The sequence below is a fragment of the Methyloprofundus sp. genome (assembly GCF_965251085.1).
Taxonomy (GTDB): Bacteria; Pseudomonadota; Gammaproteobacteria; order Methylococcales; family Methylomonadaceae; genus Methyloprofundus.
This window is the reverse complement of sequence record NZ_OZ252594.1, coordinates 4353444-4371921: the sequence shown is the minus strand read 5'-3', so window position 1 is coordinate 4371921 and position 18478 is coordinate 4353444. Positions and strand designations below refer to the sequence as shown.

At 42.9% G+C, this 18478-nt stretch carries 16 protein-coding genes and 1 pseudogene; 12 read left to right on the top strand and 5 right to left on the bottom strand.

The window, feature by feature from the left end; all coding sequences use genetic code 11:
- Nucleotides 1–98: 98 nt before the first annotated feature.
- From mnmG to ACQY3F_RS20520, 7 genes are all read left to right on the top strand, one after another.
- Complete coding sequence (mnmG, locus tag ACQY3F_RS20550) at nucleotides 99–1967, top strand: tRNA uridine-5-carboxymethylaminomethyl(34) synthesis enzyme MnmG (RefSeq protein ID WP_428356936.1); 1869 nt, start codon at nucleotides 99–101, stop codon at nucleotides 1965–1967.
- Nucleotides 1960–2577 (top strand): 16S rRNA (guanine(527)-N(7))-methyltransferase RsmG, encoded by a 618-nt coding sequence (rsmG, locus tag ACQY3F_RS20545; protein ID WP_428356934.1) that lies wholly within the window; start codon nucleotides 1960–1962, stop codon nucleotides 2575–2577. Before mnmG ends, rsmG begins: the two co-directional genes overlap by 8 nt.
- On the top strand, nucleotides 2574–3341 hold the full coding sequence (locus ACQY3F_RS20540; protein WP_428356933.1) for a ParA family protein: 768 nt from the start codon (nucleotides 2574–2576) through the stop codon (nucleotides 3339–3341). Before rsmG ends, ACQY3F_RS20540 begins: the two co-directional genes overlap by 4 nt.
- A 4-nt stretch (nucleotides 3342–3345) precedes the next feature.
- Nucleotides 3346–4239, top strand: a complete 894-nt coding sequence (locus ACQY3F_RS20535) for a ParB/RepB/Spo0J family partition protein (protein WP_428356931.1) — start codon at nucleotides 3346–3348, stop codon at nucleotides 4237–4239.
- A gap of 931 nt (nucleotides 4240–5170) precedes the next feature.
- Nucleotides 5171–5926 carry a porin family protein gene (locus ACQY3F_RS20530; RefSeq protein ID WP_428356930.1) on the top strand — a complete coding sequence of 252 codons (756 nt, stop codon included), beginning with the start codon at nucleotides 5171–5173 and terminating at the stop codon, nucleotides 5924–5926.
- A 205-nt stretch (nucleotides 5927–6131) separates the two neighbouring features.
- Nucleotides 6132–6917 carry a precorrin-4 C(11)-methyltransferase gene (cobM, locus tag ACQY3F_RS20525; RefSeq protein ID WP_428356929.1) on the top strand — a complete coding sequence of 262 codons (786 nt, stop codon included), beginning with the start codon at nucleotides 6132–6134 and terminating at the stop codon, nucleotides 6915–6917.
- A 2-nt stretch (nucleotides 6918–6919) separates the two neighbouring features.
- Entirely contained in the window at nucleotides 6920–7753 is an 834-nt protein-coding gene (locus ACQY3F_RS20520; protein ID WP_428356928.1) for a sirohydrochlorin chelatase, read from the top strand.
- Between the two features lie 53 nt (nucleotides 7754–7806).
- On the opposite strand, the gene ACQY3F_RS20515 is transcribed toward ACQY3F_RS20520, so the two are convergent.
- Nucleotides 7807–8976, bottom strand: coding sequence for a hypothetical protein (locus tag ACQY3F_RS20515; protein ID WP_428356926.1), 1170 nt, complete (start codon nucleotides 8974–8976; stop codon nucleotides 7807–7809).
- Nucleotides 8977–9426: 450 nt separating this feature from the next.
- Between ACQY3F_RS20515 and ACQY3F_RS20510 the strand changes: the two genes are divergently transcribed.
- The 4 genes from ACQY3F_RS20510 (at nucleotide 9427) to ACQY3F_RS20495 (ending at nucleotide 12857) form a co-directional block, all read left to right on the top strand.
- A complete protein-coding gene (locus ACQY3F_RS20510) occupies nucleotides 9427–10209 on the top strand; it encodes an MlaE family ABC transporter permease (RefSeq protein ID WP_428356924.1) in 783 nt (260 codons plus the stop codon).
- A gap of 158 nt (nucleotides 10210–10367) precedes the next feature.
- Nucleotides 10368–10967, top strand: coding sequence for an ATP-binding cassette domain-containing protein (locus ACQY3F_RS20505; RefSeq protein WP_428357759.1), 600 nt, complete (start codon nucleotides 10368–10370; stop codon nucleotides 10965–10967).
- Complete coding sequence (locus ACQY3F_RS20500) at nucleotides 10967–11989, top strand: MlaD family protein (RefSeq protein ID WP_428356923.1); 1023 nt, start codon at nucleotides 10967–10969, stop codon at nucleotides 11987–11989. The genes ACQY3F_RS20505 and ACQY3F_RS20500 overlap by 1 nt, the downstream gene beginning before the upstream one ends.
- Nucleotides 11982–12857: a hypothetical protein gene (locus ACQY3F_RS20495; RefSeq protein ID WP_428356922.1), complete on the top strand. Its 876-nt coding sequence runs from the start codon at nucleotides 11982–11984 to the stop codon at nucleotides 12855–12857. Before ACQY3F_RS20500 ends, ACQY3F_RS20495 begins: the two co-directional genes overlap by 8 nt.
- A gap of 504 nt (nucleotides 12858–13361) precedes the next feature.
- Here ACQY3F_RS20495 and ACQY3F_RS20490 read toward each other — a convergent pair.
- The 4 genes and pseudogenes from ACQY3F_RS20490 to ACQY3F_RS20475 all read right to left on the bottom strand — a co-directional run bounded on the left by ACQY3F_RS20490 (nucleotide 13362) and on the right by ACQY3F_RS20475 (nucleotide 17482).
- Nucleotides 13362–13697: a pseudouridine synthase gene (locus ACQY3F_RS20490; protein ID WP_428356921.1), complete on the bottom strand. Its 336-nt coding sequence runs from the start codon at nucleotides 13695–13697 to the stop codon at nucleotides 13362–13364.
- Nucleotides 13698–13956: 259 nt separating this feature from the next.
- Nucleotides 13957–15033 (bottom strand): IS91 family transposase, encoded by a 1077-nt coding sequence (locus ACQY3F_RS20485; RefSeq protein ID WP_428352924.1) that lies wholly within the window; start codon nucleotides 15031–15033, stop codon nucleotides 13957–13959.
- Nucleotides 15030–15937: pseudogene (locus tag ACQY3F_RS20480) on the bottom strand (tyrosine-type recombinase/integrase). The gene ACQY3F_RS20485 and the pseudogene ACQY3F_RS20480 overlap by 4 nt, the downstream one beginning before the upstream one ends.
- Before the next feature lie 42 nt (nucleotides 15938–15979).
- Nucleotides 15980–17482, bottom strand: coding sequence for a pseudouridine synthase (locus ACQY3F_RS20475; protein ID WP_428356919.1), 1503 nt, complete (start codon nucleotides 17480–17482; stop codon nucleotides 15980–15982).
- 635 nt (nucleotides 17483–18117) lie between these two features.
- Here ACQY3F_RS20475 and ACQY3F_RS20470 point away from each other — a divergent pair.
- The gene (locus ACQY3F_RS20470; RefSeq protein WP_428356917.1) at nucleotides 18118–18477 is read left to right on the top strand and encodes an ATP synthase subunit I; all 360 of its coding nucleotides are present in this window, start codon (nucleotides 18118–18120) and stop codon (nucleotides 18475–18477) included.
- The last annotated feature ends 1 nt before the right edge of the window (nucleotide 18478 follow it).

The following is an 18478-nucleotide window of genomic DNA, read 5'->3' as shown; positions in this document are numbered from 1 at the left end:
CAGTAACTCCTTAAGGATAGATAAATAAAAAATTTCTTTTGTGCAAAACTCCTGCGAACAAATTAAAATACTTGTTTGAACAATTTTAAGATAAGTCTGTGCAATTTACAAAAGAATTTGATGTTATCGTAATCGGGGGCGGTCATGCGGGTACTGAAGCCGCATTAGCTGCAGCGCGCACAGGTGCGCAAACTTTATTATTAACGCAAAGTATTGAAACACTGGGGCAAATGAGTTGTAACCCAGCGGTAGGCGGTATTGGTAAAGGGCACTTGGTCAAGGAAGTGGATGCGCTGGGTGGTGTGATGGCGCGCGCAATCGATCATGCGGGTATTCATTTTCGTATTTTAAACGCGAGTAAAGGTCCCGCAGTCAGGGCGACCCGAGGCCAGGCTGATCGAGCGCTTTACAAACAATATATTAGAAATGTTCTGGAAAACCAGCCTAATCTGATGCTGTTTCAGCAGGTAGTATCAGATCTGATAGTCGAGGCTGAGACGGTTGTCGGTGTAGAAACTCAAATGGGTTTACAGTTTAAGGCAAAATCTGTCGTGTTGACCGCAGGTACGTTTCTGGGTGGTAGAATTCATATAGGTTTGCAGAATTTCACGGGTGGGCGTGCGGGAGATGCTGCGTCGATTGCTTTGGCTGAGCGCTTGCGTGAACTGCCTTTTAGGGTCGATCGCCTCAAAACGGGTACACCTCCACGGATTGATGGACGTACTATTGATTTTTCACAATTAGAGCAGCAGCATGGTGATACCCCGGTACCGGTTTTTTCCTTTATGGGTAATGCTAGTCAGCATCCGCAACAAGTGCCCTGTTATATCACCCGAACGAATGCATTGACGCATGATATTATTCGTGGCGGGCTGGATCGTTCGCCTATGTATGCGGGCGAGATCGAAGGTGTAGGGCCGCGCTACTGTCCTTCTATAGAAGATAAAGTGGTGCGCTTTGCCGAGCGTGATTCACATCAAATTTTTATCGAGCCAGAAGGTCTGAATACTAATGAATATTACCCAAATGGTATTTCAACCAGTTTACCGTTTGATGTGCAATATCAGTTTGTACGGACGATGCCCGGTTTTGAGCAGGCAGAAATTGTCCGCCCAGGGTATGCGATAGAATATGACTTTTTCGATCCCAGGGATTTGAAAACCTCGCTAGAAACGAAATACATGCCCGGCCTATTTTTTGCCGGACAGATCAATGGTACGACGGGCTATGAAGAAGCAGCAGCACAGGGTTTGATAGCCGGGTTAAATGCCGCGCGCAAGGCACAGGATAAAGATAGCTGGTGTCCTGCAAGAGATGAAGCATATATAGGGGTGATGATAGATGATTTGATCGCCAACGGCACCACTGAGCCTTATCGTATGTTTACTAGCCGTGCCGAGTATCGCTTATTATTACGCGAAGATAACGCAGATTTACGTCTCACGGAAAAAGGGCGGGAATTACAGCTGGTTAATGAACAGCAGTGGCAGTTCTTTAACGCAAAACAGCAAAGCATTGTACGCACTCAGCAAGCATTACAAGCAAAATGGATCAGAAAAGATAGCCCGGAAGCAGCGCGAGTTGCTGAGATATGGGGCAAGCCGTTGACTAAGGAAGCAAATTTAATGGATTTATTACGTCGCCCTGAAGTTGATGTTCAGCAGTTGCTGAGTTTCTCCGATGAGACGGACGTTTCTGAGCAAGTTGCACAACAAGTTGAGGTCCAGGCTAAATATGCGGGTTATATAGAACGGCAGAAGTTGGATATAGATAGGGCAAAGCGCTATGACCATTTAAAAATTCCGCCAGATATGGATTTCAATTTGGTTAAGGGGTTATCCAATGAGGCACGTGAAAAATTTATTAAACAGCGTCCTGAAACACTTGGCTTAGCTTCTAGAATACCCGGCATAACACCGGCCGCTATTTCCTTATTACTTATCTATATGAAAAAGCACAATGGATAGCAGTCGTGAGTTACTGACAACGGGAATTAAACAGCTAGGCGTAGATTCGACAGCAGAGCAAATTGATTCCTTACTGACGTTTGTAGGATTGATTGAGAAGTGGAATAAGGCCTTTAATCTTACTGCGATTCGGGGCCGAGATGAAATGCTGCGCCTGCATATTTTAGATAGCCTGGCGATTTTACCTTTTGTAAACGGTGATAAAATCATTGATGTGGGAACTGGCGCTGGTTTGCCCGGAATTCCTTTGGCTATTTTTATGCCTAGTGTGCAATTTACATTAGTGGATAGTAATTCAAAGAAAACACGATTTGTGCAACAGGCAGTTTTAGAATTAAAATTAAACAACGTCGAAGTAGTGCATGGCCGAGTTGAGAAGCTGGGGCGTGATGCCGAATATGATGCAGTTTTGAGCCGGGCTTTTGCCAGTTTGAGTGATATTATGAGCCTGACAGAATACTTGTTACAGCCTGAAGGTGTTTTAATTGCAATGAAAGGGCAAATCCCGGAACAGGAGCTAGAAAAGATAGCCAGGCCTTACTCGGTTAAATCAATAGTCGTGCCTGGTGTTGAAGCTGAGCGCTGTGTGCTGCGGATAAATAAAATATGACAAAAATAATAGCTGTAACCAATCAAAAAGGCGGGGTAGGTAAAACGACTACCAGTGTCAATTTATCAGCATCCTTAGCGGCAGCTAAGCGTAAAGTGCTATTGATTGATCTTGACCCCCAGGGAAATGCTGCGATGGGTTGTGGAATTGATAAGTCGAATGTTACATATTCCAGTTGTGACTTATTGTTAGAAGATGTGCCGGTTTCCGAAATGGTCATTGCAGAGCCTGAGTTTGGTTTTGATGTGATTGCCGGAAACTCCGATTTGACCATAGCTGAAGTCCAGTTAATGAAAATGACGCAACGCGAACGGCGTCTGGCAAATGCACTGGAGCAAGTGAAGGCTAACTATGATTATATCTTGATAGACTGCCCACCTTCCCTGAATATGCTGACCTTGAATGCGATGGTGGCAGCCAATAGTGTGCTGGTACCTATGCAGTGCGAATATTATGCATTGGAAGGGTTATCTGCCTTAATGGATACTCTGCGCAATATTCAGGAAAAAGCCAACCCATCGTTATATCTGGAAGGCATTTTACGCACAATGTATGACAACCGTAGTCGTTTGACCAGGGATGTTTCAGAGCAATTGCTGGAATATTTTGCCGATAAAGTGTTTCGCACCTGTGTGCCGCGTAATATCAGGCTGGCGGAAGCACCAAGTCATGGTATGCCAGTGTTGCAATATGATAAAAGTTCGCGCGGTGCAGTTGCGTATATTGCCTTAGCAGGCGAACTCATCAGAAAGGAAAATAAATAAGCTTATGGCAGAAAAGAAAAGAGGCTTAGGGAAAGGGCTAGGCGCATTAATGGGAGATATGGGAGCTAAGGAGCAGGTCAAAAACAGTCCTCAAACCTTGCCGGTTGAATATCTACAACGCGGAAAATATCAGCCTAGAAAAGATATAAACCCCGAGCGCTTGCAAGAGCTGGCTGAATCTATAACAGCTCAGGGTATCGTGCAACCGATTGTAGTCAGAGAAGTTGGCTATAATCGTTATGAAATTGTCGCCGGAGAACGTCGCTGGAGAGCCGGACAAATGGCAGGTTTAGCAGATGTGCCGGTGTTAATTAAGGAAATTGATGATCGTACTGCGATGGCGATCTCCTTAATTGAAAATATTCAACGAGAAGATTTAAATCCTCTGGAGGAGTCAGGAGCTTTTCTAAGATTGATAGAAGAGTTTGAACTTACGCATCAACAAGTCGCCGAGGCAGTCGGTAAATCAAGAGTGGCAGTAACAAACCTGTTGCGCCTCAATGACCTGGAAAATGAGGTTAAAACCTTGCTAGCAAAAGGAGCGCTGGGCATGGGGCATGCGCGTGCCTTGCTGAGTCTGGAAGCAGAAAAACAGCTAATGCTCGCAAACAAGGTAGCTGAAGAGGGTTTATCCGTTCGTGTTACAGAAAAACTAGTACAAGATGCACAACAAGAAAAAACGGCAGACAAAACCCATGTTTCCGTGCAGGCGCATGACAGAGTTATAGATAGGGATACTCAGCGCTTGCAAGAAGCGATGACCAGTTTTATTGGGGCTAAAACGACTATTAAGCATAAGCAAAATGGTCAGGGTTCAGTGGTGATAAACTATAACAGCCTGGATGAATTAGACGGTATAGCCTCGCGCTTTGATATTAAAAATGATTTTACTGAGTAATCACTTCAAATAAGCATTTTGCTGATTTTCTAAGAAATTTTGTAACGATTCGGCGTATCTGATAGTTACGAAATTTGATTGTATATTTCCAGCCAGGCACCAGAAAAGCAGGTATTTGATAAAAAATATCATGAAGAACAAGCGTTTTGTAGGATGGGCAAAGGAGGTACGACGTGCCCATCATATTTTCGTTGATGGGCACGGATGAAGCCCTTTGCCCATCCTATTTTAGTTTGACCTTGTTATCTGTGGTGAAATGCTATGCTCCTATTACTACAACACGGATGACGTTTGTGAAATGCGTGCAATGGACACGATGAATGTTCCGTAGTAAGCAGGCAACTGCCTAGTTTTAATGGCTGCGTATGTAGTCCCTTCTTTTTTTCTCTTCCTCCCACCCTATATTTCCTGCTTCACTTTGTTCACTTAATAGCTCGTTCTTTGTGCGGCGTGGAAATGCTCATAAACTAATTTAACCTAGAAAAATCAGTTGCTCAGGTTTTCTAGCACAAGCTCTTGATTCCACCGCACTTGCAAAAAAATGCCCGCTTAACCTATGGGTGAAGCGGACGTTTTTTGAAAGTATTATATTAATTCAATATCTTGCACTATAAATTCGCGCTCAACTGATTTTTCTAGGTTTAAGGGACATAAGGTCATTTGACCTAAGCTTGAGAGGCATGCGAATAATACAAGCAGTTGTTTATTTACAACAAAACACTACAACAACTCCCAATGTTTTATGTTAATTATTAGCAGTTATTCATTAGTTGCTGAAAAGCATGGAAAATAAATAATAAATAATTGTTGTTAAAACTTGTAAGGATTAAAGTTTACTGCTATTATTTTTACCGTGTTACAAAATGTTGTTTAAAAGATACAAATTGTTGTGATAATTATACAAATCTAATAATTACCCTTGGGGGGGACTATGTTTAAAAATACTAAAATAGCTCTAAGCGCTGCAACTGCGCTTTTAGCGTTAACCGGTCTGGCAGTAGCGCCACAAGCTAGTGCTGATGATATGGCTCAACTGCAGGCACGAATTGCCAATTTAGAAAAGCAGGAATCTGAAAGACAAACGATGGGTGGCGGCAATATGGTCTCTTTCCGTGGGGGTTATGCGAGAAATAATAATCCTCGTCAAGGTGATATTTTAACGGATACAGCAGGTATCGCTGGTCAGGTTAATGGTGAGCAAGATGGCTGGTATGTCGGTGCGGGCTTAGATCTGGTTTTAAGCGATGATTTATTCGGCTTCGAAGACAGTATCGAAGTGCTGGGTGAGATCATGTTTGAATATAAAGAATTTGATCAGGCATTTTTAGCTGTTGGGCCATTACCAACTTTGCTTAATAACGTAGCTCCAGGTGCTGTTCCTGCAGGTACTACTGTTAAAGTCAACCAGTTTACTCTAACAGCATCACCAAAAGTTAAATTTATGAAAGGTAGCAAATTCAGACCTTGGATTATTCCAGTAGGTCTGGCTATACACGTTATCAGTCCGCCATCTGATGGTGTAACCGTATTAGAACCAGGTATGCATTTTGCTGCCGGTGCTGATTATAATGTCTGGAAAAACATCTTTGTGGGTGCCGATGTTCGTTATAACCTGACTTTTGGTGATTTAGACGGTGTTGATCTTAATGGGTTCACAACAGGTGCATATGTAGGTTTTGGTTTCTAAGTAATAAGTTAAGCGGTACCTCGTTATATGGGAAGGTTTCACGACCTTCCCTTTTTTTTGCCTAAAAGAAATGCATCAATGAATCTTGTGGTAATATATCATCCCAAAATCCGATGTAGGGCGTGGCTTTAGCCCGCCTGTTTCCGGCACATAAAGGCGGGCTAAAGCCACGCCCTACAGCCTAAATATACGAATACATACACATATGGCCAAAGTCTGGTTTGTTGGTGCAGGGCCAGGTGACCCTGAACTGATCACACTCAAAGCACAAAAACTGATTGCTCAAGCCGATGCCATTTTATATGCCGGTTCTTTAGTCTCGAAAGCCGCCACACAATGGGCAAAACCTGGCTGTAATATTGCAGACTCTAAGGGTATGACCTTAGAGGAAATTACTGGCTGGCTGATCAAGCAATCAACGGCAGATGCCACCGTTATTCGTCTGCAAACAGGTGACCCTAGTTTATATGGTGCATTAATAGAAATGGTGCAGCCTTTAGATAAAGCAGGGATCGGTATTGGTGTTGTGCCCGGTGTGACTTCAGCAATGGCCTCAGCGGCGGCAGCTGTGGAAACTCTAACCTTACCCGAAGTCACACAAACCGTTATTTTCACTCGGGTCGAAGGCAGAACTCCGATGCCACCCGGTGAATCTTTAGTCGAATTAGGGCAGCATCACTGCACTTTATGTTTATATTTATCGATTACCTTACTAAAAAAAGTGCGCGAAGACTTACTTACCGCAGGCTGGCAAGATGACTCTCCTATAGTCGTAGTGCATAAAGCCAGCTGGCCTGATGAACAGAAAATTATTCATGGCACGCTGGCGAATATAAAAGAGCTATGTAAGCAGGCTGGCATAAATTCTCAGTCGATGATTATTGCCAGTCCAACTTTGGGCTCCAGGCAGTGGAGCGAGATTAAAAAATCCAAATTATATGATGCGCAGTTTAGTCATCGTTTTCGTAAAGCAAGCAATACACAGGAATAAGCATGGAATTCAGTATTTTATTAGTCGGGCATGGCTCCAGAGCGGAGCAAGGGAATGTGGAAATTGATGCTTTTGCGAATGAATGGCGGACTCAGCACCCGGAATGGCATATTGATGTTTGCTTTATAGAATTCGCTGATGTCTTACTGGATGCAGGATTTGACTTAGCTGCTAAAAAATCAAAAAAAGTAATAGTTGTACCTTTAATTTTAAATGCTGCGGGCCATGTCAAAATGGAAATTCCGGAGCATTTAGCGCAGGCAAGAATGCGTCACCCCAATGTCGAGTTTATTTATGCCAGGCATCTTGGAGCAAGTGAAGGCATTTTAAGTATTCTCAAGCGCAGCTTGCAAAAGACCCTGGCGACCATAGATATGCCTGATCCAAAAACTACTGGCGTGATTGTACTAGGGAGAGGGTCTTCGGATAAAGTCGCCAATGGCGAAGTTGCAAAAATGGCGCGCTGGCTATGGGAAGAAACCCAGCATGAGCTAGTCGATATCGCCTTTACAGGGATTACCTTTCCACGTCTAGAGTCGGCCGTGCAAAGACAAGTTAAACTGGGTATGACACAAGTGTGTATTTTGCCCTACTACTTATTTACCGGCACATTAATTGAACGTATAGACAAACAATTTGCAAATCTACAAAAGCAATATCCGCAGGTTAATTTTGCTTTAGGTCATTATTTTGGTTTTGAGCCGGAAATATACACTGCGCTTGATGAGCGTGTTTTGGCATTGGTGAATAATAAGCAGCAACAACAAATGATGGAGTGTGATGGCTGTTATTACAGACAAATTGCCCAGGAACACGGACATGGGCACCAACACTAAAGATCCCGCTTCCAAGTGATTAAGTTACTTGGTGTACATTCCGAAGGGTTAAATTACGAGTGAGACAACGTAGTAGAATTAGCCTCGAGCATTTTTAAGTCCAGCCGTAATGCCCAAACAGTGATGCCGTTATCCCATCCACCTGTAACCAGGAAAAATACTTTGTACTCCTGAGCCCATGTCATCATAAAGTTCATGCCTACCTTTGGTAGATGTACATTTGCTAGCTTGTAGTATTGATTTTTAGTCGGATTGTAAACAAACGTAGAGGCACTATTGGTGTCCTTTCCAGGCTTGTCTGCAACAAACAGAAAAACGCCTGCTTGCTGGTCAAACGCTACTGGTGTCGTGGTGAAGGGGGGTGGAGAGTCTCCACCTGGCGCTAATTTTAGCCATTCCACAGGCTCATCAGTTAGTATATCTCTATCTAGCTTCCATATTAGGTTGCTGGGCCTATATGTCCCGAATAGGTATAGATCTTTGTGCCAGCTATCATATGCCATTGAGCTATGCAGGCAGTCTGGGCTGCTGAATATTTTGAGAGCTGTTTGGGTGCCTGACTTAAGACTCCATAGGCCATGACTACAGATCATTAAGGCTTTTCGCGCTGTATCAAAAGCTGTAGCGGCTGCAAAAAAATTGCTTTTTTGTGTTGCGTTAGATTGTAAGGCCTGCCATTTTTGCGTCTCTAATGCATATTTCCAGATGGGGTTGTTCTTCCCGCTCGGAGAGATTGTTTTTCCTATTGGATTATGATCGGGTGCTGCGATTGCAAAGAGTGAGTCTGAGACTGGGTCATATTCTATACCATCATAGGTATGCATTGCCCAGGGTTGAGTATTCTCTATTCCTGAGACAGGAATGCCAGCCGCATCCACTCGATAGCTTGTTTGTGGTGAATTTTCACCATGTTGCACCCATCTACGCTGAGCAGGTGAAAATTCATGTACGGTATTGTCCCAATCCTTTCCGTGAGTGTCTGAACCGAATATAAGCAGACTCCCTCTTTTGCTATCGTATGCCATTCCAGCATGCCCCTTTTTCCACCAATCGCCGTTATCGGCATGATGGTACTTTACCCATTGATTTGCTGGTAATTCTAGTAATTCAAGGATATTTTCAATTTGCTCTTCGGGATCAGGCGGTTGGTTGCAGGATGATATAAATAATATAGCGACAAATAGTTGGATTGCTACAATTCGCCGTGAAGAAAAATGAGTCATAATTATTGGCTATGTCATCGTTAAGTGTTGAAAATTAAATACCCACGTTTTAAGAGCGTGGTTTTCAAACCCTGGAAGGGTGTTTTTAGCGTCGTTGGTGTTCAAAAAATCGGGTGGAGTGCAATAGCTTCAGCTATTGCTGTTTTGGAAAAAGCTAAAACTTTTTACTCCCCCTTTAAGCCCCTTTGAAAGGTTGCCCTAATTTATACCGCTTCTTTTAACACTCTCAGGCAGTGCCGGTTGAGCGCGAATTTATAGTGCAAGATATTGAATTAATATAACACTTTTCAAAAAAATTAGTTTCACCTATAGGTTAAGCGGGTATTTTTTGGAAGAGCTGTGGAATCAAGATCTTGTGCTAGAAACCGTGAGCAACTGATTTTTCTAGGATAAATAGTATCGTTGGAGTATTCTTGCTAATCATATAAAACCTTTCTTACGGCTATCAAAATGAATTTGTTTGGATGGATTGGTCGGCGCTGTATAGAGCTATTCCTCTACATTATTGATTTCACATATTTTTTGCTACACTCACTTAGTGTATGGCAAGTTCACCGCAATGTATTTAACCGAGCCGTTTATTCCAATTTATTAGGCCAGCTTATCTTTACGGGCGTTAACGCTATTACGATGATTTCATTTCTTGCTGTTTTGGTAGGGGTTGGAGTTATTTCGCAATTGGTTTATATTATGCACGCTTTAACGGGTGCCAGCCATTTGACGGATATTCTTTCTCGCCTGGTTGTGAGTGAGCTTGGCCCGGTAATTACCGGCGTGATATTGGTCGGTCGCTCGTGTTCAGCTATTGCAGTTGATCTAGGGAATACAAAGGTGCGTGGCGAAATTGAACCATTAGAATATCTGGGAATTGATGTGAATGATTACTTTGTTGTTCCTGGAATAGTTTCCATGATGATTAGTCAGTTGATCCTTGCGCTTTATTTTTCAATTATCATGATCTTATGCGGAGTGTATTTTAGTGCCTACGTGTATAATTTTTCTGCACAGGAGTTGTTTCTGCAATTGCTAAATACCCTGAATATCGGTGTGGTCATGATCTTTATTGCAAAAAATCTGGTTTTTGGCCTGGTTATCGGTGCATTGGCTTGCTTTCATGGATTGTTAGTCGGAAATTCACCCACTCAAGTGCCGCAGCAAATGCAAAAGGCAGTGGTTAGAGGGTTGGTTTTTTTATTCCTGGCCGACGGCTATTTTTTGCTTTTCACGCTATGAGTACTTTTGCACAACCCGCGACAGTTATTGCCTCTGGCGCTATCCCGGACGCAGGGGAGGGTAACTCGGTAATTCTTCCGCTCGATTGCTTGATACTACCAGATCGTCTGACTTGCCTGGTAGGGCCGCACCGTTCACAATTAAGGTCTTACTTGAAAATGTTGGCAGGCATCAGTAAACCAGTGCAGGGAAAGATAGAAATTTTCGGACAACAAACTTCTCAACTGGAACAGGCTGCTAGTGGGAAGTTGCGTTCAAAAATCGGCTATCTTTCCGGTGTATCCCCGGTTTTATCTACGCAGCATGGGTTGATGAATGTGATGTTACCATTACTTTATCATGGCAAATTATCATTCCGTGAAACAGCTGATAAAGCCAGAGCACTCATGGATGAATTGAATTGTAACTTTGAGCCTACAGCCTTTCCGGCAATGTTAAGCAGTTTTCAACGTTCCCAACTGGCTTTGGCGAGGGCGTTAATTTTAAACCCTGGTTTATTGTTTCTAGATGTTCCATTTAATGACCTGGATGCCAGGCAACGAGAGAAAATGGGAAAGTTACTGGGAAAATATAAGCAGCATCGAGCCGTATGCATGATTGGCGGACTGCAATACACCCACTTTCTAGAACAATATGCGGACCAGATTATTTTTATTTCCGAGCATAAAATTATTATTTTCAACAGTTGGAGAGCACTTATGCAGAGTAAAGAGCAGGAAGTTAAGGCTTTATTAAGCATTCCCCCGAGTTTAGCTTAATGAATAGTGATACTGAAAGGAAAACTGCACCTTATATCCATAAGGCCACCTACAATTATCGTGAGCGAGTTGTCGGGTTGTTTGTTTTTTCTGCTTTCATATTGATTTCGGCCGTCGTGATTATCAGTGGCAAGAATCAACATATCTTCGAAAACCGCGTGACCTATTATATAGATGTGGCGAGTAGTGAAGGAATTAGTCAGGGCAACGTCGTTAAAGCATTAGGCAGTGAAGTCGGGGTCGTCTCAGCGCTTAATTTGACCAGCGACAGTAAGATTCGTGTCACAATTGAAGTTTATCAGGGAAGTCGTGAGTATATAAGAAAAGGAGCAAAGGCAATCGTGAATAGATTAGCCAATATCAGTGAAGCGTTGATTGAAATAAAGTCTGGTTCCTTGCATGCTCCTGTATTAGCAGATGGCTCAGTAATCCCAGTTGAGGAGACGCCTTCTTTAAATGATTTATTATTGGGTCTGGCGAATATTATTCAATCAGCCGATGAGCATGATTTGTTAACCAAATTTGAAACCCTGTTACCAAAATTAGAGCGCACTATAGAAAACGCACATAAAATCATTGCACAAATAGCGACAGGGCATGGTGTGCTTGGGGCTGCGGTATTTGATACCAAAGTAGAAAAGGAGTTAAAATCAGTTGTCGCCTCGGGATCGGAGATTTTACTGGAAGCTGAAGGTACTGTCAGTATTGTAAAGCAGAGGCTAGTTCAGATCGAACCCATATTAACTGAAGCAAAATATATCACAGAAAATTTACGCACGACTTCTGCCTACCTTCCTAACCTGATAATTGAACTGAATGAAATCATTGCCCAGGCCAATACTGCTCTAACTTTGATAAATGCTGAGCTAGAACATATTTCGGGAACCGTCATTAATACCCGCAGAACAATAACCAAGGCGGAACACTTAATAGATAGTGCTCAAGGCACCTGGCCATTATCAAGTGATATTGACAAAGAGCTGCCTAAGCAATTGGTTCCGGCTCACCCAGCTCATGACTAAGCTTTATTTAATTCTGCCTGTATTGATACTTTCAGCTTGCGCAGGAAGTATTGATACCAGGCCCGCTGGCATAATTAATGCAGAAAATTACTCTATTGAGGGTTTACAGGCATTTTCTCAAGCTGACTGGCAAAGGGCGCAATCCCTGTTTACCCAATCATTAATATTTTACCAGGGGATAGATGATCAGCAAGGGGCGTTACTAAGCCATATTAATTTAGCTGAAGTTGCCTTGGTCATGGGCGATTACCCGGCAGTTGAAAAACATTTATTTGCTGCTGGTCTTATTGCACATACTACAGGGCAGCCAGATATCCAATCGCGCATTGCCCTGCTCTATGCTCAAAACGCATTAGCGCAAAATCAGGTGAATGTGGCTAAAAAATTTTTGAAACCGTTACTAGCTGTTGATGAACATTCAGCCAGCCAGGTGCAGATTATTGCGCTTGCCGACCGAACCAAAGCTGCATTTATGGAAAATATCGATAGCGCACTCTGGACGCGTCGTTATGCCCAGACCTTATCTCTGGCGGATGTGAACGATTCTAATCTGGAATCGCGCCTATTACGCTTTCAGGCCGAGTTGTTACGTGAGCAAGGGGATATAGAGGCGGCAGAACGCTGTTTACAGCAAGCGCTTACGGGGTATAAACAGCATCTTAGTCGCCCAGGTATTGCAATAACGTTAAGTGAGCTAGGGCAGTTATATATAAGCCAAGGCCGATGGTATGCTGGCAAGGAATATATTAGCAGGTCATTAGCCGTCTTTCGACATCTTAAAAATACTGAGAAAATTACTCAACTAAACGCAATTCTTGTGGAAATTGATATGCAGTTAAATAAAGTTAAGGCACCTGGAAACAAATAATCATCTAACTTTGCTGGTCTTTTTGTCCGTCATCAGCACGTTTGCATAAGTTCAGACCACCTGAACTACAGGATAATAACTTGATGCCAATACTTGATATGTAGGTTGGCGCTGAGCTTGCGAAGCCCAACAATCACTGTGCAATATCATGTTGGGCTTCGTATACTCAGCGCCAACCTTGTACTTTAGTATCATCTAATTATCTTGTAAAAACGGTAAACTTTTGGTTTCTTTATGTCGAGATCAGGAGTTCTGAGGTTACGTAGCCAGCTACGGCATCTATCGCGAATGATGCGCTTCGTTCCTCAGCAGCATCCTACGAACCGTGAGCAACTTATTTTTCCAGGTTTAAACCCTCTCTTTCTGGAAGGTTGGGTGAGGAGGATGAAATCAAGCATTTATAATCCCCTCATCCCAACCTTCCCCCTCTGGAGAAGGAGTTTATTCTTCAGGCAGCAGCATTGACACAAGGAATGAGCTTCGAACTGTATAGTTAATAATCGGTTAAAATTCAGCTTCAAGCTGCAAATGCATTACTTTTTTTGTGACTGGGTGGGTGAATTCCAGGGATTCAGCGTGCAGATGTAGGCGACTGGCTTTATTTCCATACAGATCATCACCGACTATGGGTGTATTTAAACCACTGATATGCGCCGAATGCACACGCAATTGGTGGGTGCGTCCGGTTATGGGATAAAAATAAACTCTGGTTTGATTGTTGCTGATTGCTATGACTTGCCATTGGGTTTTCGCTGCCCTGCCATGCTCATAACGAATAAGGTTAGATTGTGATCGCGAAGCGAGCCACAATCTGAACCGTTTGTTGGACAAGCCCGGCACGATAGTAGGAATTCATTTAATGCGCTCTATGAAAATAGCTTTTTGTTGATCAGCCCGACTGATGAATCGAACCTCTGTTTTTACCTGTTTAACTGAACTTTGAGCGTTGTCCATTGCAGTCAACTCTCAAAGTCCAAGTATCGGAGCAAAATTCTGCCTTAATCTCCGATTTTAGCCCAAGCAACTCCCTCAGCATTTAATCCGCTGATAGCCTGGGTCGAAGTGTTTAAATTTACATAAGCGCTAGTGATTCCAATTGTTAAGTTGGCAAAGGCTGAAACATTATTTCCACCCTGGGTATTTGCCGACGCCCAACAACCATCGCCCCGCCACAACATTTGCAACTGAATGCCGGCCGTACTTTGAGTGCACGCAATATCTTCGTCGGGTCAAACTTTAGCAGGGAGTGAATCAACTTAATAACACCCTTGCTATTCGGATGTAAAAAGCCATAATTGCGCGCACGACGAAAGCCTTTAGGCAAAACATGTTGCAGCACCAGCCACAGAAATTTAGCCCCCGATACCGTTTTGGTTTGATAGCGTTTGGTTTTGCTGTCTTGATAACGGTAGGTTACTTTGCCATTTTGGCAGGATAAGATATCCTGTTCACGAATCACACCACGATACAGGTATCGACCCAGATATATCAATGCTTTATCGCCTGCACCGACAAACTTACAATCGACCACCCATTTTTCCGGAATAGCTGTGGGAAATGGCAACTTTTCTTCGTTCATACGCGCTAGCATCTTTGCACGAAATACTTTTGCTAGTGCTTTATGATGAAACAGGTATTTGCCTTCCTTAGTGCGCCAGAGCTTCTTGATTTTATCCACGATTGCCGCAGGCATAATGACATGAATATGCGGATGATAATTTAATTCGCGTGAGTGTGTATGTAAGACAGCAATCGCCCCGGCATCGCCTTGCAACTGCTTATCATTTTTACTAAAACTCTGTAAAGTCGCCCAGGCACAGTCAAACATCATACTGTAAAGTAACCGCGGATGCTGCCTGGCTAACGACCTTAACTGCGCAGGTAAGGTAAAGGTATTCATAAAATAATCAGCAGGGACTTGTTTTTGTACCTGTCGTTCAATCCATTGTTGACTCTCATGATGTTGACAATGCGGGCAGTTACGCTGGCCACAGGAATGAGGCACAAAGGTTTGATAGTCACAGTCTGCACAGTTAACCTGCATCACAGGACTCAGCTGTGTCCGACAGCTCTTCATGGCATGTAATGCACTGATCTGATTGGAGCGTAAACGAGATTGATACTCGCTTAAAAAGTCAGACTGAAATTGATCAATCACTGCAGCTAGGGTTATCATGAAATCTGCCCCCAGTGAATAGAAAAGTCATTGACTAACTGATTAATGTGCAGCTCTGCATTCTCATCGGTAATATCGGTCAAATGCGTATAGCGAGCCGTGGTTACTAAACTGGTATGGCCCAGAATCTTCTGCAACTCAACTAAATCAACCCCGGCTTCTAACAGGTGAGTGGCGTAACTGTGGCGCAGCGAGTGGCAGGAAATCTTTTTTTTAGTCCCATTTCTTGCGTCACAAGACGGATTGTCTTCTGGATGCCACCGCGATCAAGGGGGGATTCAGCAAGATGTGCACCTTTTAGACCCCGGGCACGGTTGGGAAATACCAGCACTGGATTTTTATGCACAGCCCAAAACTTACGCAACACCTTCAAGGTATTCACAGGCAAAGGCACAAGCCGATCCTTATTGCCTTTGGCATTGCGAATATGTACCCGCATGCGTGTCGCATCAATATCACCTACTTTCAGGCTTAAGCCCTCGCCCAAACGTAAACCTAGACTGTAAATCGTAAAATAAAAAACTCGATAGCTTAGATTACGGGTCGACATAAACAGTTGTTGTGCTTCAACCACAGTGACAATATCGGGTATACGCGTACATCGTGGTGGTTTAATCATTAGCACATCAACCCACGGCTTTTGTAGCACATGTGTATAGAAAAACTTGAGACCATAGAGATCTAGTTTCACGGCACTCCAGGAAAGGCGGCTTAAAAGAGCATGAAAATAATCCACCAGTTGATCTTGCGTTAAGTTATCCAGATGCCCCTGAAAGTGTTCCCCGATACGGCGAATAGCGCGTGAATAAGCGTCAATGGTTTTGGGTTGCAGTCCCTTAAGCTTTAAATGCTTACAGTGCTGGATATAATAATGGTTGAATTTAAGCTCTATCGATGGTGTCATAACAGTGTAACCTCATTATTGTTAGTTGGATGAGCTTACAAGTTACCTGTTATGCATATAACAGGCAATGAGGTTACACTTTAAATTTAAGGGATGCGCTGTTTTTCTCCGCGATAGCGGCTTCGTCCAACAAACCAGTTGGCGGGGCCGATCATCTAAGTCAACACGTAATGGTAGGTCGATAATGCCCTTTTTTGCTGTTAGTAATCCGTCTAGCAAGGCGACATAACGCTTTTTTACCGTGCGTTGAATAAATTGTTTTTGTAGTTCTTTATGCGCAACTTTGTTTAAGGCAATCACCATTAAACCAGAGGTTGACATATCCAACCGGTGTACGATTAAGGGCCCTGTTGCTTTGGGGTAGCTTTGTTTGATGCGTAAATATACCGAGTCTTGTATATTTTTCCCCGGCACAGATAAAAACTCAGCGGGTTTATTGATGACCAGCAAAACATCGTCCTGATAAACAATCCCAATATGCTTGCCATGTGCGGGGTTGCTCAGTAATGGGTTTTCATCCAGCGTAATTCCGTCTAGCATATGTTCTAAAATCGGCTGACATTTACCTAGACAAGCCGAGTAGAAATTTTGATGTTTACGGATTTCTGATTTAGGAGGCACCCCCCACCAGAATTCAGCCATAGCCAAAGGCTTCATCTGCTTTTGAAAGGCATAATGTAATAATTTTGGTGCCGCGCACTCCCCCGCTCCAGCTGGTGGTGTTAGCTGCTGCGTTGCCTGGAAAATATCCGCCAGGCTTTTGCTAATACCCTGGATATTGAGAAACTGGTATTGGGCAAAGATTTGTTGCTGTAGAGCGTTGGATAGGTTTTTACGCTGATTTTTTAAGGCAGAAATTGCAGATCTTAGAGGGTCAAGACTTGCTTGCGTTGTTTGAATCCTGTCTGCCCAGTAAGTGTTTAAATCTCTAAGCTGAAGTTTTTGTTTAACACTCTGTTTGCTTAATTGCTCTTTAAGGAGCAGGTAGTCAGCGGCGCTTAGCTCAATTTCAGCCGCATGTCGTTGAGCTTTCCTTTGTTGACGTCCTGCAATTATTTTTTCTCTATGTACATTAAGCTGTAGAACAGAAGCATCTGTTTCTGTTTGTAGCAAGTTTTCAAGTTCGTGTAGTCGCGGGTTTTTCTCAAGCTGAATGATCTGCTGGTTAATTAGATTAATCTCACATTGTCTCGGTATAAAAAAACCATCCTCAGCGAGCAGGTCAAAGACCGGAGGAACAAAATTTGGTAGCAGATTCTTGCCCGCTAATTTCCCTGAAAAAGCGCTCAGATAGCCGATTTCATTTTGCTGATTTTGCACCAGTAAAACACCGAACATCTTACCAATGGCAGTTTCTGTATTGCCTGTCATCCCAAAATTGTGCTGCCATTCTTGTTGGGTTGTAAGGTAGTCTTGTAGCTCTTTTGCTGCTAAAACACACAAAGAGTGGGGCTCATAGTAAAAGGGAAAGGTAAATGACTCAGGTAAGGCATAAGAATCTATTGATTCTTTAAAGTAGCTGAAGCAATTATCTTGCAAGGGCATAATTTTTTTATGTTGGTGTAGCTTAGAATTGAAAGAGGTTCAGACCACCTGAACTCTAGGATAATAACTTGCTGCCAATGCTTGATATGTAGGTTGGCGCTGAGCTTGCGAAGCCCAACAATCACTATGCAATATCATGTTGGGCTTCGTATACTCAGCGCCAACCTTGCACTTTAGTATCATCTAATTATCTTGTGAGAACGATAAGCTTTTGATTTCGTTATGCCGAGATCAGGGGTTATGAGGTTGGCAATGAATTCAATCTAGTAAAATACTTGGCGATGCAGAATCGAATGCTGAATGTACGGGCTATCATTGATACTACTATAATCAACTGTAACAGGAAACCTGATTGTATAATCAATTTGAAGCGGAGTCTGTTCTCCCGGTAATTGATGCGTTGTTGCGGTAATTATGTTTACATTCAGGTGTTTAGAGCGTTTTTAGTATTCGGCTGCGGTTTTTACGATAATAGCTAGTTGCATAAAATGTATTTTATCCGACTTAGTCTATAGATCAAGTGGTAATTGGGGTGGAGCTGTTCTATTGTCCAATGCAAGAAAATCCATCCTTGCTTAAATTTGTTTCGGTAGCTATAATTCCACTATTATTTGATCGAGTTTTATGTGAGAAAAATGCAAAAACTCTCAGTTGTAAACAAGATTCTTGCTGGGCAAGCACTGATTATCACGCTTGCTATCGCAAGTTTTTTTATGCTGGGAAATGAGTTTAGTGCAAAATCTGCCTTTTATGGGGGCCTTGTAGCCCTAATTCCCAACTGGTATTTTGCACGAAAAATCAATCAGCACACAGGGCAGGAAGCTAAGAAGATTGTCCGGGCATTTTATGCGGGTGAGTCAGGAAAGTTAATACTCACGGCAATGCTATTCGCTCTGATCTTGCAAGATCAGAAGATAGATATGATTGCAGTATTAACGACTTATATCTCGGCACTAACAGTTTTTTGGTTTGCGTTATTAATACGCAAATATTAAT